Below are 24,478 nucleotides of genomic sequence, written 5' to 3'. Positions count from 1 at the left end.
AAATGTCCCAAAATGGGTCAAGTCGTTAGGCTTAATATCTATGGTTAATAATTGGTATACAGCTTTATGAAACCTTCTGAGAATGTAGGGTTTATCGATAATTTTTCCGTAAGTCCTTCTGCATGCAGGGCTTCTCTTAGATGACTTTGAGCGGCTTAAGGGATGCTTAGGGTTAACCCAGTGAGGTGACGGACAGGGCAGGTCGGTCTGGGATGGGTTTATGGTGAAAATCCTAATCACAATTTCTAACGCATATCACTAGGTAAAAATAACGCTGGAACTAAGCGGAGCATTCACTGTGATCGTAGCAAGGCTTTGACAGTCCGTACGCTTTGGTTTCCCATTGTGAAAAGGTCGTAGAGCCTGAGCACTGGAGAACAATAATGAAGAAATGCCTTGCTTTTGCTGCTGTTGCCGCTCTTGGTCTCAGCACTTCCGCCTATTCTGCAGACACGCCTGCACCGCCTCCTGCAGAACCCCAAAAGGATCGCCCTGGTGTTGAAGTTGGATCTTTGACCTGTGATCTGGTTGCCGGGACCAACTTCATTGTTGGCTCCTCTCATGAACTGTCCTGTGTTTTCAAATCGCCGAGCGGAAAGCGTATCGAAGGATATACCGGCACCATCAACAGCTATGGTATCGACATCGGACCCGTCACATCCGGAACGCTGGTTTGGGGTGTTGTTGCGCCGAAGGCTAACCTGAAGCCGGGTTCTCTTGCCGGGAATTACGGCGGTGTGTCTGCCGGTGTCACGCTGGGTGCTGGTGTGCAGGCCAATGTCCTGCTGGGTGGCCTGAATCGCTCTATCGCTTTGCAGCCTTTAAGCCTGCAAGGCCAGACTGGAGCGAACATTACAGCTGGTGTCACAGGGCTGCGGCTGACCAAGCAGTGATCCTTTAATTCTTAGGGGGATTGTGAATCCTAACCCTTTGATCTTTATAAATAGCGCCGGTTCATATTGTGCGGCGGACTGTCACGCTTCAGTCCGCTGTTGTTTTGGCGCTTGCATATCACTGTGTTTCCGAGTGACGATACTTATCCAGAGTCTTATAATACTCTGGAAGGCGCGTGTGATTTTGCGCCGCCATGGCGCAAACGCCCGTGTCTGCTTCCCAAACCCAAACAGGGAGTATGGATCATGGGAGACAAGCATGTCGGAGTTGCCGGAGGCAGGGTTCGCAGCCCTCGTTCGGTTGCCATAATTGGACCTTTCGCAAGTGGCAAGACCACACTGCTGGAAGCTCTTCTCGCACGAACGGGGGCTATTGGGCGACAGGGAAGTGTTGACGCGAAAAGCTCGCTGGGTGACAGCAGTGACGAAGCGCGTGATCACAGCATGAGCGTTGAGGCGAACATTGCCACTTGCACCTATAAGGGCGATCACTTCACATTTATCGACTGCCCCGGATCCGTAGAATTTCTTCACGAAGGCAACAGTGTCTTAAACGGCGTAGATATTGCCGTTGTGGTTGCTGAGCCAGATGAAAAGAAGACAGCAGCTCTTCAACTCATTCTCAAATCACTTGAACAGCGGAACATCCCGCATGTTCTCTTCCTGAACAAAATAGACAAGGCAACAGGTAGTGTGCGCGCGATGCTTCAGGCATTGCAGCCCGCTTCGAGCCTTCCAATGGTGTTGCGCCAGATCCCGATCTGGGAGGACGGCACTGCGACAGGCTTTATTGATCTGGCGCTGGAGCGGGCCTTTGTCTACCAGGAAGGCAAGCCAAGCAAGACCATCGAGATTCCAGATGATGAGCGCGCCCGTGAGGTGGAAGCGCGCTATGCCATGATGGAAATGCTGGCAGATCACGATGACGTTCTCATGGAGCAGCTTTTAGAAGATGAAGCACCTGAGAGTGAGGTCATTTTTGATGATCTTGTGCAGGAAATGCAGCGCGGTGAAATCTGCCCTGTGTTTATTGGCAGCGCGATCAAAGGCAATGGCATCCGCCGCTTGCTGAAGGCTTTGCGCCATGATGCTCCAGGTATTGTTGAAACCCGCAAGCGTCTTGGGCTCAAGGAAGATGATGCTATTCTTCAGGTGCTGAAAACCTACCACACTTCACACGGCGGCAAGCTCTCTGTTGCCCGTCTGTTTGGTGGGTCTGTGAAGGAAGGTGCGCTTCTTTACGACAGACATGGGGAAGAGTATCGCCCATCTGGTCTGTTTCAGATGCAGGGTTTGCAGCCGAAGAAGATTACAGAGGCTGTTGCTGGTGATCTGGTGGCTCTTGGCAAGCTGGATAACATTGAAACCGGCATGACCCTTGGTGTTGGTGCCAAGCCTTCACAAAGTCTGTTTGTCGTTGATACTCCGGATGCAGTTCTTTCCAAGGGGATTACGGCGACAGAACGGAAGGATGAAGTCAGACTCTCTACTGCGCTTTCCAAGTTGGTGGATGAGGATCCATCCCTGAGCATTACCCAGGTCCAGAGCACGGGCGAGACCGTACTGGAGGGGCAGGGCGAAATGCATCTGCGTGTTGCTCTTGAAAAACTGACCGGGCGCTATGGGTTGTCTGTGAAGAGCTTTGAACCTCGTATTCCATATAAGGAAACCATTCGCGGCACGACTGAGCTGCGCGGACGCCATAAAAAGCAAAGTGGTGGCCACGGTCAGTTTGGCGATGTGGTGCTGGCTATTCAGCCTATGCCACGTGGTGAAGGGCACAGCTTCAACGATACGATTACTGGTGGCGTGGTGCCTAAGCAGTACATTCCGTCTGTCGGGGATGGCGTGAAAGAAGCTCTTGAAAAAGGGCCTCTAGGCTTCCCGGTCGTGGATGTGGCTGTGACACTGAAGGATGGCTCCTATCACTCCGTTGACAGCTCCGATCAGGCTTTCCGCATGGCAGGCATTCTGGCCATGAAAGATGGCTTGAAGGAATGTAAGCCAGTTCTTCTTGAGCCCGTTGATAAGGTTGTTGTGGCCTGTCCGTCAGATACAACAGCTCGTATCAATGCGATTGTTTCCGGTCGCCGTGGTCAGATCCTTGGATTTGACGCCCGCGATAACTGGGATGGCTGGGATGAAGTGGAAGCCATGATCCCTGAGAGCGAACTCAGCGACCTTATTGTAGAGCTTCGCTCTGCAACAGCTGGTGTGGCGACGTTCTCTCGTAACTTTGACCACCTTGCCGAACTTTCCGGCAAGGCTGCGGACAAAGTGATTGAGGGTGCAACAGCACCAGCCTGATACTCCAGAGCTTGCGCGCGTATTCTTGTCCGAAAACCGGAATCACTTTTCGGGAATACGCTCTAAAGTGAGACAGAAAAAGAACCCGGGGCAATGCTCCGGGTTTTTTTGTGTTAGCTGAGGGCTACTGCATTCCTCCTCAGATCAAGGTTTGATCGGTGGTAGGGATGCTGTTTGGGCCATGAGGCGGGCGAGGATGGACCAGTCTTCGTCTGCATATCCAGCTGCGATTGCGGTACGGAGTTGGTTGGCGACGACGTCTGCTGTGGGGAGCGGTACTCTGAGATCCTGAGCTGTTTGCTGCGCCAGGTTAACGTCCTTCAGGCCCAACGAGGTCTTGAAGCCGGGAGAGGGGTTTTGCTCGCGGGCGATAAGTGGAGCGTAGGCTTGATAGACGGGAGCGCTGAACAGTGTTTCTGTTATTAGTGTGAGGAAGGTTTCCGGATCTATGCCCGCCTTTCTTGTCAGGGTGAAGCTTTCGGCCAAAGCTTCCACCGCTGCCGCTATCATGAAACTCATGCCCAGTTTGGTGACTGCAGCTTGGCGCGGTGTTGGGCCCATCCAGAATTGCCGCATGGATATGGCTTCCAGAACAGAGCGGGCTTCATCCATTGTGTTGCGTTCACCTGCTGCGACGGCGACCAGTTGCCCTTCCGCGGCTTTGTCTGGCCGGCCAAGGACTGGCACACATAAGAATCTGACATTAGCGTGCTCGTGGGCGGCTGTGAGGCGGTCTACCATTGGTGGGCTGATGGTGCTGTGGGAGATGGAGATGCTGTTTTCTCTCAGTGGCAGTGCCAGAGTGTCTCCGGCGAGATAGACGGCCTCAACAGCTGCATCATTTGACAGCATTGAGCAAACGATATCGCAGTTTGCAAAGTCTTGCAGGGATGCGGCTTGCTGTGCTCCCTCCGCGACTAGATCAGCGGCTTTTTCCGGAGAGCGGTTGTAGACCTTTAGAGCGTGTTCTTTGTTGATGCGCTGGGCCATTCCAAGGCCCATGGCGCCCAGGCCGATAAATCCGATTGTCATGGTGCCGTTCCTTTGCCCTGTCTGACATACGCTGCGTGTTTCAGAATAAGCTGGAGGCATATTTGAAAGGGTGTCTTGAACCTGCTGAATTTAAAGAAATCTAATCTGATTGGATGTTGATGGCAGCTTTGAACCGAGTGGTCTGACAGTTCGTCCTGTGCCCGCCTTCCGTGATCACGAAAAGGATCACGGGGGGTTTACTTGAAGTTTAAGGGGTTTCGCCGCTAAGTCATAGGCCAATATTGGTAGACATTACCGTAACCCTTACCTGCTTGGAGATGGCAGCATGAACATTATTCATAGGCCTGATTGGATTATTCCGGAAAGAGAAGCGACACCTGAGGATGTGTTCTTCAACCGGCGCAGGTTTATGAAGGGCTTGGGCGCTGTTGGCCTTGGTCTGGCTGCTGGTGGTACTGGTCTGGTGAGCAGTGTGTTTGCACAGGATGGCAAAGACCCGACCCTTGATCTCTACTCAGCTGAGCGGAACCCTGATTTCACCCTGAAACGGGCAATTACGCCTGAGAGCGTGACATCCGTTTACAACAACTTCTATGAGTTTGGCTCACACAAGCGCATTTCCGGTGCTGCGCAGGCGTTGAAGACACGTCCGTGGGCGATCACCATTGACGGTATGGTTGATAATCCGCAGACCATCGATTTTGATGATCTGGTGCGCAAGATGCCTTTGCAGGAGCGCCTTTATCGTCACCGCTGTGTTGAAGCATGGGCGATGGCTGTGCCGTGGACTGGCTTCCAGCTATCCGAGCTGGTGAAGTACGCTGGTCCGCAGAATGGTGCTAAGTATATCCGTTTTGAGACCTTTGAAGATTCCGACGTGGCCAGCGGCCAGCGTCAGTTCTGGTATCCGTGGCCTTACGTTGAAGGCTTGACCATGGATGAGGCCATGAACGACCTGGCATTCGTAGCGACGGGCATCTATGGCAAGCCGTTGCAGAAGCAGTATGGTGCGCCGATCCGTTTGGTGATGCCATGGAAGTACGGCTTCAAATCCATCAAATCTATCGTGAAGATTACCTTTACTGATCAACGTCCGGTCAGCTTCTGGGAAAAGATTGGCCCGAGCGAGTACGGTTTCTGGGCGAATGTGAACCCTGAAGTGCCGCATGCTCGCTGGTCGCAGGCTTCTGAGCGTTTGCTGGGTACGGATGAGCGCGTGCCAACACAGCTTTACAATGGCTATGCGGAGCAGGTGGCGCACCTTTATAAGGATCTGGAAGGGCAGAACCTCTACCGGTAAACGCTTGCTGATAAGCTTTTAAAAGGCCTGAGTGGTTTGATTGCGAATGAGCGACAAAGCCACTCGGGCTTTTTTGTACGCGTTGTGATGTGGTGTTGGGTTTGGCGAATTAGCCTATTCACTCAATGGGTTTTTAGAGCTGTAGGATTAGGCAGGATTGAACTGGAAGGATAACCTGCCGGTTGTTGTGGATAACTGAAAAGCGGCTTGTCCTCGTTAAAAGAGGAATCAAAGTGTGCCGCTGTTATTCTGCTGGAATGTGCAAAGTGATTTGACTGCCGAGCCGTTCCGCTCTGTCAGCTTCGCTTATGGCGTGGGAGATTTCGCCATAGATTGCGAAAAGTGCGCAGGCAACCAGAGTGTAAAATGCTTTTCTCAGGTCATTCACATCCATTACCTCGGATATTTGCCAATAGGTATGATTCGATAAGTAAAGGATGCAAGCTGATTTGTAATTTCGCTGATTAGAGGTGGTGAAATTTCACTGTTTGAAGATTTACCTAGGAAAAATATAGTTAATTTGAGTAAGGATTGCAGAAACTACTAGTTTATGTGAGTTGGGAATACCTTGAATCTGATGGGTTTTCCCAAGGTGGTGCTGCGCAATAGCCTGATGAATCCGCATGTCTCTGCGTGTATCCGGGATTGTTGATTTTTTAGTGTGCCCAAGAAGTAAGCGACCTTAGGTCTGTTTTTAGGCAGGGCGATTTTGAGCATGTCATGCGTGTTTGTCAGCGGCTGTAACTGCTCAGCAAAAGGCCTTTCAAAACAGCTTTATAGCGCGTCAGGTGCGCTGTTAGCTTTGTGTGCTGCGAGGTGCTTGGAGAGGTTTGCTGACTAAAAGACTTAGGGAGACCCTTGGTCATCTTTGGCATTTGGCAAAAAAAAACCGGACCATGCGGTCCGGTTTCGAAGTGATGAATGATAAAGCACCTAATGAGTGCAATCACCTTCCAGAGGGGAACAGTTGATCGGATGTTGATGTCACTGGGAGGAGAGGTGTGACAACAACTGATCAACAGCAGGTGTATATATGCAGTGCAGCGCCGAAACAGCAATCCTTAATTTTTGCATTGCAGCTATGCATTTTTAAGGGGGCTCAAAACCCTCGGAACTTCATTGCAGGATTTGACAACTATCAGAAAGCTAACTCTGCGTAAGATATTGTCATTTCGGGATGAGATGGCGTGAAAAAGGCCTCACAGACGGTCTGAGAGGCCTCAAAAGAGATCTGGAATATTATTTATTTTGCAGTGCAAAACTTAGGGTTGAAACTCCTGAGCAGGCTAATCAAGCCAACTTAGCTCTTTTCCGTAGTTCAGGCCTAGTGTGTCCAACGTTCTGCATAGGAGACGAGGAAGTCTCTGAATGCGGTCACGCGAGCAGTGTTTTTCAGCTCTGATGGATACACGAAGTAGGTATCAAAGCTTGGCAGCTCTTCCTGTGTGACAGACATAACGCGTTTGATGCCTGCGCCCGGCTCAACCATGTAGTCCGGCAGAATAGCGATGCCGACGCCGGTCTGTACGGCTTTTTTGATGCCAGAAAGGTTGTTCACGCGCAGGGAGACATCGCGGCGCTCACCGTTTGGCAAACCGGCTGTTGCAAGCCAGTTCATCGCGCGCAGGTAGGAGGCCATGTTGTCACCGATGGTGATCAGACGGTGGTGGTCCAGATCATCGATGGTGCTTGGGCTGCCAAAGCGCTCAATATAGGTCGGTGAAGCGTAGACGTGGAAGTGTACCGTAAACAGCTTGCGCTGGATGAGGTCCGGCTGTGTTGGCTGGCGCAGTCGGATGGCGACATCGGCCTCACGCATGCCCAGATCCAGCTCATCATCCATGCAGATGAGTTCCAGACGCATGTCCGGGTAAAGATCCACGAACTCGTTGACACGGGCGGTGAGCCAAGTTGAGCCAAGACCCACTGTGGTGGTCACACGAAGCGTGCCGCTTGGCTTTTCCTTGGTGTCTGTCAGGCGGGACTGAACGGTTTCCAGTTTCAGCAGAACTTCACGGGCGGTTCTGTAAAGAAGCTCGCCTTGTTCTGTTGGAATAAGTCCGCGCGCATGACGGTGGAAGAGGGGGACACCCAGCTCTGCCTCAAGTGCACTGACCTGACGGCTGACAGCCGACTGGCTCATGTTGAGAGCTTCGCCTGCGTGGGTAAAGCTTCCTGCCTGTGCTGCTGCATGGAAAATTCGCAGCTTGTCCCAATCCAAAGAACGGCCTGGCATTTGCTTTCCCCCCATCTTCCCGGTTTCTTATTCTGCTGCTTCGGTTTCAGATTCCAAAGCTGCCAGGTAGCGTTCTGCTTCCAGTGCAGCCATGCAGCCCATTCCTGCAGCGGTCACAGCCTGACGGTACTGCTCATCAGTCACGTCGCCAGCTGCGTACACACCCGGAATGGATGTCTGAGTTGAATCAGCTTCGGTCCAAATGTAACCGGATTCCTTCATCTTTACCTGATCTTTGACAAGGTCAACCGCTGGAGCGTGTCCAATAGCGATGAATACGCCGTGTGTGGACATTTCTGTGGTTTCACCGGTCTTACGGTTTTTCAGGCGGATGCCAGTCACAACAGCTGGGTTTTCGGTGCCGAGGATCTCATCCACTTCACTGTCCCAGACCACGTTGATCTTCTCGTTTTTGAAGAGACGTTCCTGAAGGATCTTTTCGGAGCGCAGGGCATCACGACGGTGAACCAGCGTGACTTTTTCTGCCAGGTTCGCGAGGTAGAGCGCTTCTTCAACAGCGGTGTTGCCGCCGCCAACCACAACAACTTCCTTACCACGGTAGAAGAAACCGTCACAGGTTGCACATGCGGAGACGCCACCAGCCTGATACTTTTCCTCTGAAGGCAAACCGAGCCATTTTGCCTGTGCACCGGTTGCGATGACGAGGGCATCTGCGGTGTAGAGGGTGCCGCTGTCGCCTTTCAGCTCAAACGGGCGCTTGGAGAGGTCTGCTTCCAAAATGGTGTCGTAATCGATCTTGGTGCCGACGTTTTCTGCCTGCTTGCGCATTTCTTCAACCAGCCAAGGACCCTGAATTGGATCGGCAAAGCCCGGGTAGTTTTCAACGTCGGTGGTGATGGTCAGCTGACCGCCAGTCTGCACACCTGTGACCAGAAGCGGTTCCAGCATAGCGCGTGCGCCGTAGATTGCGGCGGTGTAGCCAGCAGGGCCGGAGCCTACGATCAGGAGTTTGGTGTGCTTAACAGTCATTTCCTCAGAACCTCAAATTTCGTGCGCGCTTGGATAGTACCAGTGCCGTGTTAGGGAGGGGTTCTATCCGCTCGTTTGCTTTTGTTCAATCGCTTTGGATATGGCATCCGCAATATCCGGTGTTGCGTCTATCGGTTCATAAGTAGGTGCTAATATGTCTCCGGGGAAGGGATGAAGTACTCCCAAATCCTCCATTCTTGATAAAAACCTATCAAACTTTTTGTGAGTGCCTGTTGGGCGGAAGCCGTAGATAGGCTTTCCAGTGGCTGCAGCTTCGCCCACCATATTGGTGGAATCTGTTGTAACCACTGTGATTTCTGCGTTAGCGAGGTACTGAGCGATGGGGTTTTCTCCCTCCCCATTCCAGAAGAGATGACCCTCGGATCTGCCCAGATCATGCAACTGCATCGCCAGCTCTCTTGGGGTGCGGCGGGAGCAGGTGATCATGAGCGAATGGGTGTGCGACAGGTTTTTAAGTGCGGCGAGAAGCGTGTTGATATTGTCGGGCGTAAAGGTGTGATGCTGGGAATTGCCGCCAATCAGGACAGCTGCTTTGGGCTTTGGCAGCGCTGCGATTGCCTCAAGCGGGTTGTCGCGCGCGTCCTGCAGCTTTTGCGCTGAGAAACGGTGAGGTGACGTAAGTGTTGTTACTATGTTTTTCCCAGAAATTCCGTCATGTTCCGGCGCCCAGACAAAATCAGCAAATTTGCTGTTGATCTTTGGGTCCTTGAGGAAAACAGTAAAGGTCTGGCCCTTGGAAAGCCGCTTTAGTGCGCGTAAGTAGGGCACCGCTCTGCGCCCGGATGCAATCGCGACCGCGGGATATGGGGGTGCAAGCGGGCTTTCTGGTTTGTGTGGTGCGTCTTTGGGATCGATTGGTCCCCAAGGCATTGCGTAGGTAAAAAGCTTGCGGGGGGCAACTAATCGAATTTCGTAGGGAAGTCCCAACGCGTCGGCTACACCGATGCATTGCGCTACGTCTCCGATCTTGCCATCTGTTAAAACCCACAGGTTTTGCGACATTTTGTTCCCCCAGCTTTCGGGAAGTGTCTGCAAAATGCTATTTGTTGATATAGTCTGTCGCAAATAAGCAATAAACTAGCATTTCGCCTAACTTCGTGTTTTAGGCAGTGTTGTAAAACAGGTTAACTGTTAATCCAATAGGACAAGCAAAGGAGACGAGCTTGAAAGCGCGTCTGGATTCGATCGACTGGCAAATTTTGAAGGAGCTGCAGGGAGACGGCCGCATTACCAATGTGGAGCTGGCTCGTCGTGTAGGAATTTCTGCGCCCCCATGTTTGCGCAGGGTTCGAGCCCTGGAAGAAGCAGGACTCATTCGCGGCTACCGTACGCTACTTGATGAGAAACAACTGGGATATGAAGTCACCGCCTTTGTCATGGTTGGATTGCATAACCAAACAGAGAATGACCTCGTCTCATTTGAAGCGCAAGTCAAGGAATGGCCGTTGGTTCGGGAGAGCTACATGGTGTCAGGTGAAGTTGACTTCATCATGCGCTGTACGGCTAAAGATCTGGAGACTTTCCAGAACTTCATTATTCGCGATGTGACCTCCACAAAGAATGTGGATCACGTTCGCACTGCACTGACCATCCGCCGTATCAAGGATGAGCCGAACGTGCCAATTGATAAGCCTGAGTATTTCTAGGCTTTCGATCCGGGAGAAACTTTTAAACGGCCTTCGCGTAGGAAGGCCGTTTTTTTATGCCTGGTTACACCCACTTACCGACTGTGATTGTAACTGTGCCTGATTTTATATTTTCGTTCGTTTTCGAGGGAACTTCGGCCCCGTCATAGGGGCCGACCGGGTTTTCATCCATGCTGAAGCCATAGGCTGCCTGATTGAGCATGAGGGATGGTTTGCCGGAAAGGCGTGAGTCGTTTCCATCACTGTCGCTGTAGTGCAAGAACTTTGAGTAATAGTGGCATGTCTTGCCTGCCTCGTACCACTTGCTCCAATCGTTCCATTTTGTGGTGCTAAAGGCTGCCTGCGCGCTTTCTGTCGTTTCGGTGGTCAATACGCCGTCTAGTGCTACACCGCGGCACAGCGCTTCCCAGATGCTGTCCTGGAGCAGGCCTGCATCTCCTGCAGCCCCTGCCGGAGTTAAACCGACACCGAAGGACTGTTCGAAGACGTATTGGCTGCTCGTCAGGCCGCTTTTCGGCTTGTAGAAGTGGAAAGTGCCAGCTGGGCCTGTCAGCGTATAGACTTGGGTTTGCTCGGTTGAACCAGATTGTGTCTGTGTGGTGCAGCTTCCTTCATACAAACGAGGAACCGCTTTTGAGCCGAGATTGATGCTCAAGACGTATCCCGGCGAAAAGAAACGGTCGAGGGTCTCATCCCAATAGGTCGCCAGGGGATCATCTGTTGTTTTCTGGTAGTTGCCGGATTTTGAGGCGAGCCAGTCGTTGGGATCACATATGGCGAAGAACTGATTGTCCACGAGGGGCGGTTGGAACCCGCCTTTTGTGAGCGGTGTGGAGTAGAGCAGGGGGAGGAAGTGAGCGGCGGCTGGATCAGCCTTTGCTTCGTTCCTCATGAACTTGGTGAAGGCCTTGGCAATCTGAGCCCGTGTCACGTCTTTGCGCATGCCATATTGCGGGCCGTCCGCGCCTTCAACATCAAAACGGAGGTTGAGACCAAAACCGCTCACCGCGGATAGGTTTAGCTGAGCATCCAGACCAAACTCGAAAACGTCAAACGGGCCGGGAGCCTCTACGCCCGGTGTGTTGGCATAAGGGTACTGAGTGTATTGAATCGGGTTGTTGTTTGTGACTGTGAGGTCCTGCGGCTTGTCTTTGGAGACAACAAACAGGAAGCGGTCATCACCGTTGGTTTTGTCCTCTAGCACTACATCGCCGATATCCGAGAGCTTTTGAAACGGAACGCTGGTTGGTGCGTTTGTCGTGCTGGGTCTTGTGAAATTGTTTCCTTCCAGGACCTTGAAGTGTTCCTGTGACCCTCCGTTGATCCAGCCTGCGACCCAGATATGTGCTGTGGTGTCGGGCAGACCACTTTCATCAACCAGTTTGAATTTGATGGACATGACGTTCCCTTTTTTTGTTTTTCTTCTTGGTGTTAGAGGGACGTGTCTTGGTTGACTTTGTGAGCTGCTGCTCTGGACTTCAAATACAAAAAACGGCCCTCACGTGGAAGGCCGTTCTGGTGTTCTTCAATTGTCGTTGCGACGATTAAAGGCAGCGGATGCTTGAGAAGAAATGAGAGATTTCTTCTGAAATTGCTTCGCTTTGCTGGCTGAGTTCTGTCGCAGCGGATGTTGCTGTGGCAACAGCGCGTTTGGATTCGTCTGCAGTCGCCAGGATGTTGCTCAACTCGCTTGTTACGCCCTTCGCATTTTGAGAAGCGGACTGAATGCTTGATGAGATTTCGTTGGTTGCGATGGCCTGTTGGTCCACTGCATCAGCAATTGCCGTCGCTGTCGAACTCACCTCCTCAATCTTCTGAGAGATTGCAGAGATTTCTTCTACGCAGCGGCGTGTTTCGCTCTGGATCGCGCTGATCTTGGAGGCGATCTCGTCGGTTGCCTGACCTGTCTGGCTTGCGAGGTCTTTCACTTCGCTTGCCACAACAGCAAAGCCGCGGCCTGCATCACCTGCACGTGCGGCCTCAATGGTTGCGTTGAGGGCCAGAAGGTTGGTCTGCTCTGCGATTGCACTGATGAGCTCGGTCACTGCGCCAATCTCGTTGGTTGCTGTTTGCAAGCCGAGAACGGTGTCATTGGTGCGTTCTGCATCTTTGGAAACAGTCTGTGCTGTTTCTGCAGAGCGGGTCACTTGCGAACCGATTTCGGCGACGTTGGCAGACATTTCTTCAACTGCCGCCGCACCGGAGTGGACATCTGAGGCTGTATAGTCAGCAGATTGGCTTGCAGCTTCTGCGGCCATTTTGCTTTGCTCGGATGTCTCGCGAAGGGTGAGTGCAGAGTTTTCGACGCGATTGCCGGCTTCTGCCGTCTGTTCTATCCGCTTGGTGATTGTCCGCTCAAAAGCGTTGATGGCATCTTCAAGCTGATGGGTGCGCTCATCACGCTCTTCTGTGTAGTGACGATGGTAGGCGGAGACTGCCTGGCCCATGTCGAACATCACTGCTTTTTGAAGAGCGATCAGGCTGCGCGATAAGCGCCCTGGTGAAAAGCGCATCTTGCTGGAGAGAACTTTGGTCAGCTCTTCGAGAATAAACGTATAACCACCAATATACCAATCCGGCTCAAGGTCGGTGTACACGTGGGCGCGACCAATCTTGTCAACGCGCTCCATATAGGTGGAATCAAAACCGCCAGTGAACAGGATTTTCCAGTGGCTTGCTTGAGCTGATTTCAAGCCATCAACCTTGCCGGATACTTTTTTCTTCAGTTCCGGATCACGCTGAACGTGGTTGTAAAAATCGCTCAAAATCTGTGTTAAGTGGCCCTCAACACTGGGCCAGAGATCTGAAAGTGTTTGTATAGTCTGACTATCGATTTTGAAAAAACCGAGCTGGCTTTTCAGACCTGAAAATGAATTGGTGGTCATGGCAGCAAATTTCCCGTCAATTTGTCGAGATCATTTGCATTTACAAGGGTTAACAGTAGGTAGATTTATCCATGCAAAATGTCGAATATATACCTATAATTGTGTTGGCAAGCGCAGATTGTGATTGGATATGAGCTTTTTAGGCAGGGATACGTGCCAGATTGTCGCAGGGTATTGTTGCTTTTTCAGATTTTTGAAGTAAATCCGTTAACTTATCGAAGAACCGATTATTTGCTCTGTAATTAGTGGATAACTCGTGTGGATTGCATAAAAAATGCCGCTCAGAGCGGCACTTTCATTTCTTGAAATCATAAGATTCTGAAAATTCAGCAAGGATTATCTCAGTTCATGAGAGGTCCTGAAATGCTGAATTCAGCTCTACAATTTACTTAACCGAATTGGACTTCAGTAATCTCGTAACCGCGTGCGCCACCTGGAGCAGTCACTTCGACGCTGTCACCAACAGATTTGCCGATGAGTGCGCGTGCAATTGGAGAGGAGATAGAAATGCGTCCACGTTTTACGTCAGCTTCAACATCGCCAACGATCATGTACTTCTTTTCTTCCTCGGTATCTTCGTCAATGAGAGATACGGTTGCACCGAATTTGACAGTATCGCCGCTGAGTTTGGTCAGATCGATGATTTCTGCAAGACCCAGAAGGGCTTCCAGTTCGTTGATCCGGCCTTCGTTCAGGCTCTGCTGTTCCTTCGCTGCGTGGTATTCCGCATTCTCTGAAAGATCACCGTGAGCACGTGCTTCGGAAATGGCTGCGATAATGCGCGGGCGTTCTCCGGTCGTGCGATGCTTAAGCTCTTCTGTGAGCATCACATAACCTTCCGGCGTCATAGGTACCTTTTCCATGGCTCGTACACCTTTCTTACGTTGTGGTGGTGTGGCCCATCACACTAAAAAACTGACCGGGCTGAGAAGCCTCAACCCGGACCTGTTAAACTATACTAGCAGAAGTAAGATTGTAAGGACCTTACTTCAAGCGTTTTCGCTCGGAAAGCTTCGATGCCTTGAGCTGCTGCTACGGCTCCTGCCACAGTTGTGTAGTAAGGAACCTTGTTCATCAGCGCAGCCTGACGAAGTGACCGACTGTCGGAAAGTGCTTGTGCGCCTTCGGTTGTATTGAAGACGAGCTGAACTTCTCCGTTCTTGATAGCATCAACGATATGAGGACGCCCTTCAAGCACCTTATTGACCTTTGCGCACGGGATGCCTTGGTTTTCCAAGTATCTTTGCGTGCCTTCGGTGGATATAATGGAAAACCCTGATGCTACAAGTTTTTTAGCTGCTTCAAGAATTTTCGGCTTATCTGCATCCTTCAATGAGATGAAGACTGTTCCACCTGCCGGAATAACGGTGCCTCCGCCGAGCTGTGACTTGGCGAATGCGAAGGAGAAGTCGGTGTCCAGACCCATGACTTCACCGGTAGAGCGCATCTCAGGACCGAGAACCGTATCAACACCCGGGAAACGAGCAAACGGGAAGACCGCTTCCTTCACTGCGACATGATCCAGCTTTTTCGGCTTGAGGTCGAAGTTTGACAGTTTCTCGCCTGCCATGACGCGGGCTGCGATTTTCGCAATCGGCACGCCAATGGTTTTTGCCACGAACGGTACTGTTCTTGATGCACGCGGGTTCACTTCCAGAACGTAGATCTCTCCGTCCTTGATTGCGAACTGAACGTTCATGAGGCCAACAACGTTGAGTTCCAGAGCGAGTTTGCGGCCTTGCTCTTCCAGTCTGGCAAGTGTTTCATCATCCAGCGTGTAGGCTGGCAGGGAACATGCGCTGTCGCCGGAATGGATACCAGCTTCTTCGATGTGTTCCATGATGCCACAGATGAAGACGTCTTCACCATCACACAGAGCGTCCACATCCACTTCGATTGCGCCGTCGAGATAACGGTCGAACAGAAGCGGGTTGGTGCCGAGCAGGGTGTTGATCTGGCCGGTTTTATCGTTCGGGTACTTGGCGCGCACATCATGTGGAACCAGCTCTGGCAGTGTGCCGAGCAGGTAGTTGTTGAGCGCTTCCTCGTCGCGAATGATCTGCATTGCGCGGCCACCCAGCACGTAGGATGGGCGAACAACAAGCGGCAGGCCAAGCTGGTTGGCAATGAGGCGGCCCTGTTCAACAGAATAGGCGATGCCGTTTTCTGGCTGTTTCAGATCAATTCTGTGCAGCAGACGCTGGAACCGGTCACGATCTTCTGCAAGGTCAATCATGTCTGGTGACGTGCCGAGGATTGGAATGCCAGCTTCTACGAGCGCTTGTGCCAGTTTCAGAGGTGTCTGGCCACCGAACTGGACGATAACACCCTTCAGTGTGCCCTTGGAGTTTTCAAGGCGGAGGATTTCCAGCACGTCTTCAGAGGTGAGAGATTCGAAATAGAGGCGATCGGATGTGTCGTAGTCTGTTGAGACTGTTTCCGGGTTACAGTTGATCATGATGGCCTCGAAGCCAGCATCTTTCAACGCAAACGCAGCATGACAGCAGCAGTAATCAAACTCGATGCCCTGACCAATCCGGTTTGGACCACCACCCAGAATGACAACCTTTTGCTTCTCACTTGGGTTTGCTTCGCAGGAAGGCAGACCCGGTGTTGGTGTCTCGTAGGTGGAGTACATGTAAGGCGTTGGAGACGCGAATTCTGCGGCGCAGGTATCAATGCGCTTATAAACTGGCTTCACGTCGAGCTCAGCCCGCAGAGCTGCTACTTTGTCAGCAGTCGTCTGGGTGAGAACCGCAAGACGGCTGTCTGAGAAGCCCATAGCTTTGACCATGCGCATGGCGGCTGCGTTGTCTGGCAGGCCGTGCTCGATGATCTTTGCTTCCATGTCCACGATTTCCTGCATCTGCTCCAGGAACCACGGATCAATCTTACAGATGTCGTGGATTTCTTTTGCAGAGGTGCCAAAGCGCATTGCCTGAGCGACATTGAGCAGGCGATCTGGTGTTGGAACAGCCAAAGCTTTGCGGATCGCAGTGTAGTCTTCGCCCTGGCCAAGGCCGTCGACTTCGATTGGGTCGAGGCCTGTCAGGCCTGTTTCCAGACCACGCAGGGCTTTTTGCAGGCTTTCCTTGAAGGTCCGGCCAATGGCCATCACTTCGCCAACAGACTTCATAGCTGTTGTCAGGGTTGGTTCGGAACCCGGGAACTTTTCAAACGCGAAACGTGGGATCTTGGTGACGACGTAGTCGATTGTTGGTTCAAAAGAGGCTGGTGTTGCACCGCCGGTGATGTCGTTTTCCAACTCATCCAGCGTGTAGCCAACAGCCAGCTTTGCCGCGATCTTGGCAATCGGGAAGCCCGTTGCTTTTGAAGCCAGTGCGGAAGAGCGGGAGACGCGTGGGTTCATCTCGATCACAACGAGACGGCCATCCGCCGGGTTGACCGCGAACTGAACGTTCGATCCACCTGTTTCAACGCCAATCTCACGCAGAACCGCAATCGAGGCGTTCCGCATGATCTGGTATTCTTTGTCGGTGAGGGTCAGGGCAGGGGCAACCGTGATGGAATCGCCTGTGTGGACGCCCATCGGGTCGATGTTTTCAATGGAGCAGATGATGATGCAGTTGTCCGCTGTGTCGCGAACCACTTCCATCTCGTATTCTTTCCAGCCGAGCAAGCTTTCGTCGATGAGCACCTGACCGTTTGGAGACGCATCGATACCGGAGCGAACAATCTGTTCGTACTCTTCACGGTTATACGCTACGCCGCCGCCTGTGCCGCCGAGCGTAAACGCAGGGCGAATGATAGCTGGCAGGCCGATGGTGTCGATCTGGCGCATGGCTTCAGCATAGCCTGCTCCGCGGTCATATCCGGTGATGGTGCCTTCATCATCAAGGATTGGCGGAGAGGATGCGATTGCGGCGCGTGGATTTTCCAGCCCGATCTTGTCCATGGCAGCGCGGAATTTTTCACGGTCTTCAGCCTTGTCGATGACGTCGGCTTTTGCACCGATCATCTCGACACCGTGTTTTTTCAGGATGCCTTTGCGGTCCAGTTCCAGCGCGCAGTTGAGTGCGGTCTGTCCGCCCATGGTTGGCAGGAGCGCGTCCGGCTTTTCCTTGGCGATGATCTTTTCAACGGCGTCCGTGGTGATTGGCTCGATGTAGGTTGCATCAGCCAGATCCGGATCTGTCATGATGGTCGCCGGATTTGAGTTCACCAAGATAATTCGGTAGCCCTCATCTCGCAGTGCCTTACAAGCCTGAGTTCCAGAATAATCGAACTCACAGGCTTGACCAATCACGATGGGGCCAGCCCCGATGATCATGATAGATTGGATGTCATTGCGTTTAGGCATGGTGACTCACATATGCTCGCGTTTAAGCACCAGTGCACCCGATCGGTGCTCTGGTGGTGCCCTCTTTAGGAGTATGTCGGCTGAGCGCGCGTTATAAGAAATATTCGAGTAATGATAAACCCCGACGAACGCCTATTTCCGAAATAATCCGGTTTTTTTTCTCAAGACTTAAGGGGAGTTTATTCAGCTAAAGTCGTGTTCTCTGTGGTTTTCTCACCATCAAAGTCAGCAATACCAGTGCTTAAGGCATAGCAGGCCAGCCGAACAGACTTCGGAATTTCTACCGGTTTACCGTCACGATTGCCGTTTTCATAATACTGAATCATTCGTTTTTTTAAGCCGAGGCGTTCCGCTGCCTCTTTTTGCTTATAGCCCATCGACTTGCGCCAAGCCCGAAACTGAGATGGTTTCATGATACTAACCTAATGATTCCCAGACTGAAAATTCATTGTACAGACTGATGCATAATAATCTGCATTCGTACTATTGCATATAACAGAATGTAAAAAGCGCAAAAATTGCGCCATTTACCTTGATGGGGCGCAATTAGTGCGCTTATAATTGTGGCGTTTCAGGAAAACTCCCGTAAGCCTGTGTGATTTCTTTGCATAGAACTGAGGTGGCTTTCCATTCACGCGGCTCATCAAGGAGATAATCATGTTAAACGAACTCATCCTGTATCGGGCTAATCTGAAGGGCAAAAAGATGGATGTGCATCGTCATGCGACTTTCAGATTTCAAATCAGACGGATCGTCAATGGCCTGTTGAAGGGCTAAGCGCAAGTACGTGTTTGATGGTAAATTGAGTTTACCTGCTGAAGACGGTGTCTTTCTTCTGGCTTGCACATGCTGAAGATGATTCAATTAATGAAATTGGGTGGCCAAAATTGTGCAATGCGCACAATCTGGCACTTTTGACCTAGTGAATCTTTGGGTAGTTTTGCCTTTTAATGTGTCAGATTCCACATTATCCCCTCTGTACGCGACGGCAGTTCAAAGTTTTGCAGCGCGAAAAATGAACATCCTGTTTAAAAAATGTGCAGAGTGATCATTTGGTCAGCCAATTTTCGTTTTACTGAGAAAGAATAAAGTCAGAGCAGATCTAAAGAAGGAGAGTAGTTAGAAGTTGTATTGCTCACTCTGGCTATCTCTTCGTCATGTTCACATATTATAGACAATATGTAATTGACGCTTCTATAGTATATTAGCTCGGATAACGCAGGAACATCTTTGGGTATTTGCCGGAAAATGTAGAATAAATCAGCGGACTTGCAAAAGTAGGTGCCGCTATTTTTTTATAATACTTATCTAGTATAACTACTTATGATGTTAATTCTCGGATGTCCTAGTGTATACGTTGCATTTACGAAGTAAAAAATGCGATGTCGGGCTATATTTTATCAGTTTCCTTGTGTAGATTATCAATTGTCCAATATGAATTATCATAGATTTCATTGAGGACTTTGAAAGTGGGGGTACTCATTCCTCACTGGGGATGCATTGAAGATTGTTCAAATGAACATCGAAAAGCTTCCGCAGTGTGAGTGGGTATCAAATGCTACTGCATAAGCTAGTACAGAAGTGGGGGAGTACAAAAGTTATTAGGGGAATTCATGGAGGCACCGGGTGGGGAGCTGAAATGATGAGCTTTTGTAACTCTTCTAAGGTTTAACATACAAACCACCGGGCAAATGGAAATGAACAGTATTCCTAGTAAGCTAGATGTCGCTGCGGATATCGCTGGACCTATTCGTGAGGACGATGGGGACGGTCAACTGCTCGCAATCTCTGAAATGTCAGAATTGTTTAGCGTCACTCTGCGTACACTACGATTTTATGAGGAGAAGGGGCTTCTTAACCCAGTACGTCGTGGAGCACGCCGCTTCTACAGAGGTCGTGATGTGAGCCGCATGCGGGTCATTTTGCAGGCCAAGAAGATCGGTCTGACGCTGGCAGAAGTTCGTCGTATTATCAAGCTCGTTGAGGGTTCCAGCCCTCGTCCTGAGCAACTTAAAGAACTTCAGGAAATTTGTGGTGCGCAGGAGCAGCTGCTTCATGAGCAGGAGCAAGCGCTTCAAGAGCAGATTGCGGAAGTTCGCGGTGTGTCACATGCACTGAGCAGCATGCTGGAAACAGAAGCAGCTTAATCGCTTCTGATAAGAGTTACGGAACCCGGCTCCCTTGGTGCCGGGTTTTTTGTTGCCCTGATGTTGCTGAGGCGGTGTTTCCGATCACGATCTGCTTACGATCGGGCAAATGAAAAGCGGGGCACTGGACCCCGCTTTTATTCATTCTGCTGTGCCGTTTTGATGAGCGAACGCGCTCTAAGCGGCTGCAGGTGTCTTGTGGTTCTCAATCAGCTCAATGAAGCGAGAGAACAGGTAGTGGCTGTCTTGTGGGCCAGGAGACGCTTCCGGATGGTGCTGCACTGAGAAGACAGGTGCATCTTTTACACGCAGACCACAGTTGGTGCCGTCAAACAGGGAAACGTGTGTTTCTTCCACGTTGTCCGGCAGGCTGCCAGCACTCACAGCAAAGCCATGGTTCATGCTGGTGATTTCAACCTTGTTGGTGGTGTAATCGTGAACCGGATGGTTTGCGCCGTGATGGCCCTGATGCATCTTTGTGGTGGTGCCACCAAGTGCAAGCGCGAGCATCTGGTGACCCAGGCAGATACCGAAGACCGGCAGGCCAGACTTCACGAGACTACGGATGGTTGGAACCGCGTATTCACCTGTTGCAGCTGGATCGCCAGGGCCGTTGGACAGGAATACTCCATCCGGCTTGAGGGCGAGGACGTCTTCAGCAGAAGTGGTTGCAGGCACCACAGTCACGCGGCATCCGGCATCTGCCAGAAGGCGGAGGATGTTACGCTTTACACCAAAGTCCAGAGCAACCACGTGATGGCTTGGTTTGTTCTGGGCGCCAAACCCGTCCTCCCAATCCCAGGTGGTTTCGTTCCAGTCGTAGGTTTTCTGAGTGCTCACGCCTTTTGCAAGGTCCATGCCTTCCAGATCCGGGAGGCCGGCTGCTTCTGCTTTCAGCGCTTCCACATCAAACTCGCCATCAGCGTTATGAGCGATCACAGCGTTCTGCATACCTTTTTCGCGGATGAGAGCTGTTAATGCACGGGTGTCTACTCCGGTCAGTCCAACAATGCCTCGTGCCTTGAGCCATGCATCGAAGTGGTTGCCAGAGCGATAGTTGGAAGGGGTCGTGATGTCGGTGCGCAGAATCGCGCCTCGTACGCCAGACGTGCCTTCCATATCTACAGTTTCAACATCGTCTTCGTTCGCGCCCACATTGCCAACATGGGGGAACGTGAAGGTGATGATCTGTCCTGCATAGGAAGGATCTGTGAGAATCTCTTCATACCCGGTCATTGCCGTATTGAAGCAGACTTCGCCGGACGCTGTTCCAAGAGCTCCAACGCCTCGGCCTTCAATGACTGTACCGTCTGCGAGAACGAGGAGGGCGGTAGGTTTAGGTGCTGACCACGCGTCTTGAGCTTTCATCACTTGCTTTCTTGATACGGTTGATGACAGTATGCGTCCATCTGAAACGCACCGAAGGGACTTGACTTTGGCGCGTCACAGTCGCATCAAGGCCGGGACCATAGGAGAAGGGGTTCCTCTGGTCAATATCACTCGTGTAGAAATAATAGCGCTCGAGTTACAGGAAATCAGCCCAAATCAGATGGATGAGACGTATTATCCGGGATTTGGAGAGCCTCTTTTAAAGTTTCCGCGTCAGGGTTCCTTTAGTATGTTGCGAGACAAAATAGCGAATGCGCTGAAAGCCGCGCAAGAAGACACTAACAAAAGACGTGCCGCCACGTTGCGCCTCATCACCGCTGCCATCATGGACCGGGATATGGCTGCTCGTGAGCAAGGCCGTGATGGCTTAAGCGACGAAGAGCTGATGGACCTCCTGCACACCATGCTAGTCCAGCGTGAGCAGGAAGCGGCGCATTGTGAAGCGAGCGGTAAGGTAGAGCTTGCTGTGCAAGAGCGTGAAGAAGCGGAAATGATCCGTGAATTCTTGCCTTCGCAGCTCAGCGAGTACGAAATGAAGCTTGTTTGTCAAACAGTTGTCGAGTGCGTTGAAGCGCGTGGGCTGCGTGATATGGGACGCTGCATGGCCGAGCTGAAAGAGCGTTATCCGGGCCAGATGGACTTTGCGAAAGCCAGTTGCATGGTGAAGCAGATGCTGCGAGCTCCGCAGTAAGTCAACGTTTTTGGAGCACTTACAGGCCGCCGCGTCATCATGATGCGGCTTTTCTTTTTTCCTGAAGCGGTAAATTGAGTTAAGCCAGCGCAAATGGGGGTTTTGCTGGCTTCTTGGGGCCTTCACGGCTATATAATACCCAGCTCAGCTGCTTTCAGGCCACTACGACAAATTGGACCATTATGCGTTTCGATCAGCTCTTTCTTGATGACATTCGCAACCGCGTCTCGCTTACAGATGTGGTGGGGCGACGTGTAACCTGGGATCGGCGTAAATCGCAGCCCGGAAAGGGTGATTATTGGGCCTGTTGTCCCTTCCATTCAGAGAAGTCTCCCAGCTTTCATGTTGATGAGCGCCGCAACCGCTACAAGTGCTTTGGTTGTGGTGAAAGTGGAGATCATTTCAAGTTTCTGATGGAGACTGAGGGCCTCAGTTTCCCTGAAGCTGTGGAAGAACTGGCTGGTGTAGCCGGAATCGCCATGCCTGCGCCCGATCCTCAGGCGGCAAAACGAGCTGCAAAGCGCAATTCTCTGACCGATGTTTGTGAGATGGCGGCACGCTATTTTCGGCATGTGTTCCAGTCTGCTGATGGGCGCGCTGCGCAAGAGTATGTGCAGCGGCGCGGTTTGAGTGCCGAGACGCTGAATGAGTTTCAGTTTGGTTTTGCGCCTCCTGGACGTGACAATCTGAAGAAGGCTTTGATGGCGAAAGACGTCACTGAAGCTGAGCTGATTGAAGTGGGTTTGCTCATTAAACCCGAGGATGGGCGTCCGTCCTATGACCGGTTTCGCAATCGTCTGATGATCCCGATCCATGATGATCGGGGCAGGGCAGTTGCTTTTGGTGGCCGGACCATGGACCCGGATGGACAGCCGAAATATCTGAACTCACCGGAAACACCTGTCTTTCACAAAGGGACGATGCTGTTTAATGCGCATCGCGCGCGCCAGCCTGCTTATGAGAGCGGACAAGCGATTGTGGTGGAAGGGTATATGGATGCCATTGCCCTCTGGCAGGTTGGCATCAAAGCGACGGTCGCGAGTTTGGGTACTGCGTTTACCGAAGACCAGATTATGCGGCTTTGGAAGTTTGCTGATGAGCCCGTGGTTTGCTTTGACGGTGACGTCGCCGGTATCTCTGCTGCCCACCGAGCGGTTGATCGTATTCTTCCAGTTCTGACCAGCGGTAAGTCTTTCCAGTTTGCGTTTTTGCCTGACGGGCAGGATCCGGATGATGTGATTAATGCTGGTGGCACTGCTGCCATGTACGGAGAGATTGAGAAAGCTCTGCCACTTTCAGAAGTGGTTTGGCGCCGTGAGAGCGAGCAAGCCCGGATTGATACGCCTGAGCGCAAGGCTGCGCTGGAAAAGGCCGTTGAAGATCTGGTTGGGACCATCAAAGATGAGCGCGTTCAGAAGCGTTATCGGATGGACTTGCGTCTCAAACTCTCCAACTTGTTTTATGAGGAGAGCCGCCGGAACCGTGGCAAAAGCGGCGGTAGTGGTCGTCGTGATGGGGGGTGGCGCGGCCAACAAGCTGGCAAGGGCGGTAACGAAGAAAATCGCTTCAGAAGCGCTGAAAACAACATGGGGGCGCCTAACACGCCTGCTTACGGGATTGAGCGAATTGTTATTGGTATGTCCGTTGTATACCTTGATTTGCTTGAGAAGCATTTCGAGCGAATTTCTCTACTGAGCTACAACAATGATGATCATGTGAAGTTTATGGAGAGTTTTCTTCGCGTTGTTTCTCCTGAACTGGGAGATGAAACTGTCGTCCGTATGTATGATAGTCTTGGAGAGCACTTTTACCAGATTTTGGGGGAAGCCAAAGGCTTCATTGAGCGATTTGAGCCGCAGTCGAAGACAAATAAATTAATCAGCTGGGATGCTTTGGGGAACCGTGCTCAAATCCTAAAAGAAAATCCACCTGAAGATTTCGTGGAGATGCTGTTCCTGAATTATGCTGATATGCTTGAGTTGCGCATGTTGGAGCAGGAGCTTGAGCATGAAACGCGGGCCATGGAGCAGGATCTGACCGAAGAAAGCTGGGGCCGGTTTCAGGCGCTTACGCAGGATTTGGCTCGTCGCCGTGAGGATTGCCTGCGTGATGAGCAGGAGCTGGCGGAGCGTGCAGCCAAAATGCGCTCCTCAAAAGGGTCTGTTCTGGCTTGATCTGAGAGGAGGGATTGCGGGTCTGTTTATCTGCTTCCCCCAGAGGATCTGGTGATCGCAACTTGAGGTAGAATTGTGATGGAAGAACTCTTGTTTTTCAAAGTTATCCAGAAAAACAGGCAATGAACTGTCCAAAATCCCCCAGAATCAGATTGACCATGCCGAATCGCCCTTGCGAATCACAAAAGGCGGGCTACATACACTAAGTCAGACAGCCGATACGAGCGCCCGTAGACCTTAGATGTCTTTAAAGCGGCGATATCATAATCGGATAATCAGCGCTGTCGATGCCTGGAATGTGCCGGATACGGCCTAAAACGGTAGGGATGCCGGTGAGCAGTCCTGCCCGAATGAGTTTTGGGTTTTCAATTCCGTGAAAACATTTTGATACCAGGGTTAAGTCAGGTTTAAGGGACTTTGCGTTAAACCCCAAAGTCAAATGTGATTCAAATGCCGCCTGTGTGGTCCAAACACGGGGGCGATTG

General features: G+C 51.5%; 17 protein-coding genes. 7 read left to right on the top strand and 10 right to left on the bottom strand.

The genetic code is table 11. The annotated features are described in order from the left end of the window. The first annotated feature begins 383 nt into the window (after positions 1–383). Together PsW64_RS02505 and PsW64_RS02500 are read left to right on the top strand one after the other, a co-directional pair. Complete coding sequence (locus tag PsW64_RS02505; RefSeq protein WP_057461132.1) at positions 384–893, top strand: DUF992 domain-containing protein; 510 nt, start codon at positions 384–386, stop codon at positions 891–893. Between the two features lie 246 nt (positions 894–1,139). Then, positions 1,140–3,200: an elongation factor G gene (locus tag PsW64_RS02500; RefSeq protein ID WP_063293954.1), complete on the top strand. Its 2,061-nt coding sequence runs from the start codon at positions 1,140–1,142 to the stop codon at positions 3,198–3,200. Between the two features lie 144 nt (positions 3,201–3,344). On the opposite strand, the gene PsW64_RS02495 is transcribed toward PsW64_RS02500, so the two are convergent. Beyond that, positions 3,345–4,232 (bottom strand): NAD(P)-dependent oxidoreductase, encoded by an 888-nt coding sequence (locus tag PsW64_RS02495; RefSeq protein ID WP_063302616.1) that lies wholly within the window; start codon positions 4,230–4,232, stop codon positions 3,345–3,347. 286 nt (positions 4,233–4,518) lie between these two features. Between PsW64_RS02495 and msrP the strand changes: the two genes are divergently transcribed. Next, entirely contained in the window at positions 4,519–5,493 is a 975-nt protein-coding gene (gene msrP, locus PsW64_RS02490) for a protein-methionine-sulfoxide reductase catalytic subunit MsrP (protein ID WP_063302590.1), read from the top strand. A 1,324-nt stretch (positions 5,494–6,817) separates the two neighbouring features. Here the strand turns inward: msrP and PsW64_RS02485 are convergent. The 3 genes from PsW64_RS02485 to PsW64_RS02475 form a co-directional block, all read right to left on the bottom strand. Beyond that, the gene (locus PsW64_RS02485; protein ID WP_057461129.1) at positions 6,818–7,729 is read right to left on the bottom strand and encodes a LysR family transcriptional regulator; all 912 of its coding nucleotides are present in this window, start codon (positions 7,727–7,729) and stop codon (positions 6,818–6,820) included. A 27-nt stretch (positions 7,730–7,756) separates the two neighbouring features. Then, positions 7,757–8,719 carry a thioredoxin-disulfide reductase gene (trxB, locus tag PsW64_RS02480; RefSeq protein WP_063290001.1) on the bottom strand — a complete coding sequence of 321 codons (963 nt, stop codon included), beginning with the start codon at positions 8,717–8,719 and terminating at the stop codon, positions 7,757–7,759. 63 nt (positions 8,720–8,782) lie between these two features. Then, the gene (locus tag PsW64_RS02475) at positions 8,783–9,742 is read right to left on the bottom strand and encodes a mitochondrial fission ELM1 family protein (RefSeq protein ID WP_063302589.1); all 960 of its coding nucleotides are present in this window, start codon (positions 9,740–9,742) and stop codon (positions 8,783–8,785) included. Between the two features lie 161 nt (positions 9,743–9,903). Here PsW64_RS02475 and PsW64_RS02470 point away from each other — a divergent pair, with 161 nt between their 5' ends. After that, complete coding sequence (locus tag PsW64_RS02470) at positions 9,904–10,386, top strand: Lrp/AsnC family transcriptional regulator (RefSeq protein ID WP_057461126.1); 483 nt, start codon at positions 9,904–9,906, stop codon at positions 10,384–10,386. A 64-nt stretch (positions 10,387–10,450) separates the two neighbouring features. Here the strand turns inward: PsW64_RS02470 and PsW64_RS02465 are convergent, their stop codons facing one another. The 5 genes from PsW64_RS02465 to PsW64_RS02445 all read right to left on the bottom strand — a co-directional run bounded on the left by PsW64_RS02465 (position 10,451) and on the right by PsW64_RS02445 (position 18,005). Continuing rightward, entirely contained in the window at positions 10,451–11,785 is a 1,335-nt protein-coding gene (locus PsW64_RS02465) for a hypothetical protein (RefSeq protein WP_063302588.1), read from the bottom strand. Between the two features lie 145 nt (positions 11,786–11,930). Continuing rightward, a complete protein-coding gene (locus PsW64_RS02460) occupies positions 11,931–13,271 on the bottom strand; it encodes a globin-coupled sensor protein (RefSeq protein WP_063302587.1) in 1,341 nt (446 codons plus the stop codon). A 389-nt stretch (positions 13,272–13,660) separates the two neighbouring features. Next, positions 13,661–14,134 (bottom strand): transcription elongation factor GreA, encoded by a 474-nt coding sequence (gene greA / locus PsW64_RS02455; protein ID WP_057461124.1) that lies wholly within the window; start codon positions 14,132–14,134, stop codon positions 13,661–13,663. A gap of 95 nt (positions 14,135–14,229) precedes the next feature. After that, positions 14,230–17,592: a carbamoyl-phosphate synthase large subunit gene (gene carB / locus PsW64_RS02450; protein WP_063302586.1), complete on the bottom strand. Its 3,363-nt coding sequence runs from the start codon at positions 17,590–17,592 to the stop codon at positions 14,230–14,232. A 179-nt stretch (positions 17,593–17,771) separates the two neighbouring features. Next, positions 17,772–18,005 carry a helix-turn-helix domain-containing protein gene (locus tag PsW64_RS02445; RefSeq protein WP_057461122.1) on the bottom strand — a complete coding sequence of 78 codons (234 nt, stop codon included), beginning with the start codon at positions 18,003–18,005 and terminating at the stop codon, positions 17,772–17,774. Positions 18,006–19,289: 1,284 nt separating this feature from the next. On the opposite strand from PsW64_RS02445, the gene PsW64_RS02440 reads away from it, so the two are divergent. After that, positions 19,290–19,739: a MerR family transcriptional regulator gene (locus PsW64_RS02440; protein WP_208860172.1), complete on the top strand. Its 450-nt coding sequence runs from the start codon at positions 19,290–19,292 to the stop codon at positions 19,737–19,739. Positions 19,740–19,916: 177 nt separating this feature from the next. On the opposite strand, the gene carA is transcribed toward PsW64_RS02440, so the two are convergent. Continuing rightward, positions 19,917–21,107, bottom strand: coding sequence for a glutamine-hydrolyzing carbamoyl-phosphate synthase small subunit (gene carA, locus PsW64_RS02435; protein WP_063302585.1), 1,191 nt, complete (start codon positions 21,105–21,107; stop codon positions 19,917–19,919). A 67-nt stretch (positions 21,108–21,174) separates the two neighbouring features. Here carA and PsW64_RS02430 point away from each other — a divergent pair, with 67 nt between their 5' ends. Continuing rightward, complete coding sequence (locus PsW64_RS02430) at positions 21,175–21,819, top strand: GatB/YqeY domain-containing protein (RefSeq protein ID WP_306418668.1); 645 nt, start codon at positions 21,175–21,177, stop codon at positions 21,817–21,819. Positions 21,820–22,001: 182 nt separating this feature from the next. Next, the gene (gene dnaG, locus PsW64_RS02425) at positions 22,002–23,993 is read left to right on the top strand and encodes a DNA primase (RefSeq protein ID WP_063302584.1); all 1,992 of its coding nucleotides are present in this window, start codon (positions 22,002–22,004) and stop codon (positions 23,991–23,993) included. Positions 23,994–24,478 lie beyond the last annotated feature (485 nt).

This window comes from Pseudovibrio sp. W64 (genome assembly GCF_001623145.1).
Lineage (GTDB): Bacteria > Pseudomonadota > Alphaproteobacteria > Rhizobiales > Stappiaceae > Pseudovibrio.
The sequence above is the reverse complement of the archived record's forward strand: the minus strand, read 5'-3'. Positions and strand labels throughout refer to the sequence as shown.

Coding starts and splice junctions, on each gene's coding strand:
- PsW64_RS02505 (WP_057461132.1), top strand. CDS start 384: ATGAAGAAATGCCTTGCTTTTGCTGCTGTTGCCGCTCTTGGTCTCAGC.
- PsW64_RS02500 (WP_063293954.1), top strand. CDS start 1,140: ATGGGAGACAAGCATGTCGGAGTTGCCGGAGGCAGGGTTCGCAGCCCT.
- PsW64_RS02495 (WP_063302616.1), bottom strand. CDS start 4,232: ATGACAATCGGATTTATCGGCCTGGGCGCCATGGGCCTTGGAATGGCC.
- msrP (WP_063302590.1), top strand. CDS start 4,519: ATGAACATTATTCATAGGCCTGATTGGATTATTCCGGAAAGAGAAGCG.
- PsW64_RS02485 (WP_057461129.1), bottom strand. CDS start 7,729: ATGCCAGGCCGTTCTTTGGATTGGGACAAGCTGCGAATTTTCCATGCA.
- trxB (WP_063290001.1), bottom strand. CDS start 8,719: ATGACTGTTAAGCACACCAAACTCCTGATCGTAGGCTCCGGCCCTGCT.
- PsW64_RS02475 (WP_063302589.1), bottom strand. CDS start 9,742: ATGTCGCAAAACCTGTGGGTTTTAACAGATGGCAAGATCGGAGACGTA.
- PsW64_RS02465 (WP_063302588.1), bottom strand. CDS start 11,785: ATGTCCATCAAATTCAAACTGGTTGATGAAAGTGGTCTGCCCGACACC.
- PsW64_RS02460 (WP_063302587.1), bottom strand. CDS start 13,271: ATGACCACCAATTCATTTTCAGGTCTGAAAAGCCAGCTCGGTTTTTTC.
- greA (WP_057461124.1), bottom strand. CDS start 14,134: ATGGAAAAGGTACCTATGACGCCGGAAGGTTATGTGATGCTCACAGAA.
- carB (WP_063302586.1), bottom strand. CDS start 17,592: ATGCCTAAACGCAATGACATCCAATCTATCATGATCATCGGGGCTGGC.
- PsW64_RS02445 (WP_057461122.1), bottom strand. CDS start 18,005: ATGAAACCATCTCAGTTTCGGGCTTGGCGCAAGTCGATGGGCTATAAG.
- PsW64_RS02440 (WP_208860172.1), top strand. CDS start 19,290: ATGAACAGTATTCCTAGTAAGCTAGATGTCGCTGCGGATATCGCTGGA.
- carA (WP_063302585.1), bottom strand. CDS start 21,107: ATGAAAGCTCAAGACGCGTGGTCAGCACCTAAACCTACCGCCCTCCTC.
- dnaG (WP_063302584.1), top strand. CDS start 22,002: ATGCGTTTCGATCAGCTCTTTCTTGATGACATTCGCAACCGCGTCTCG.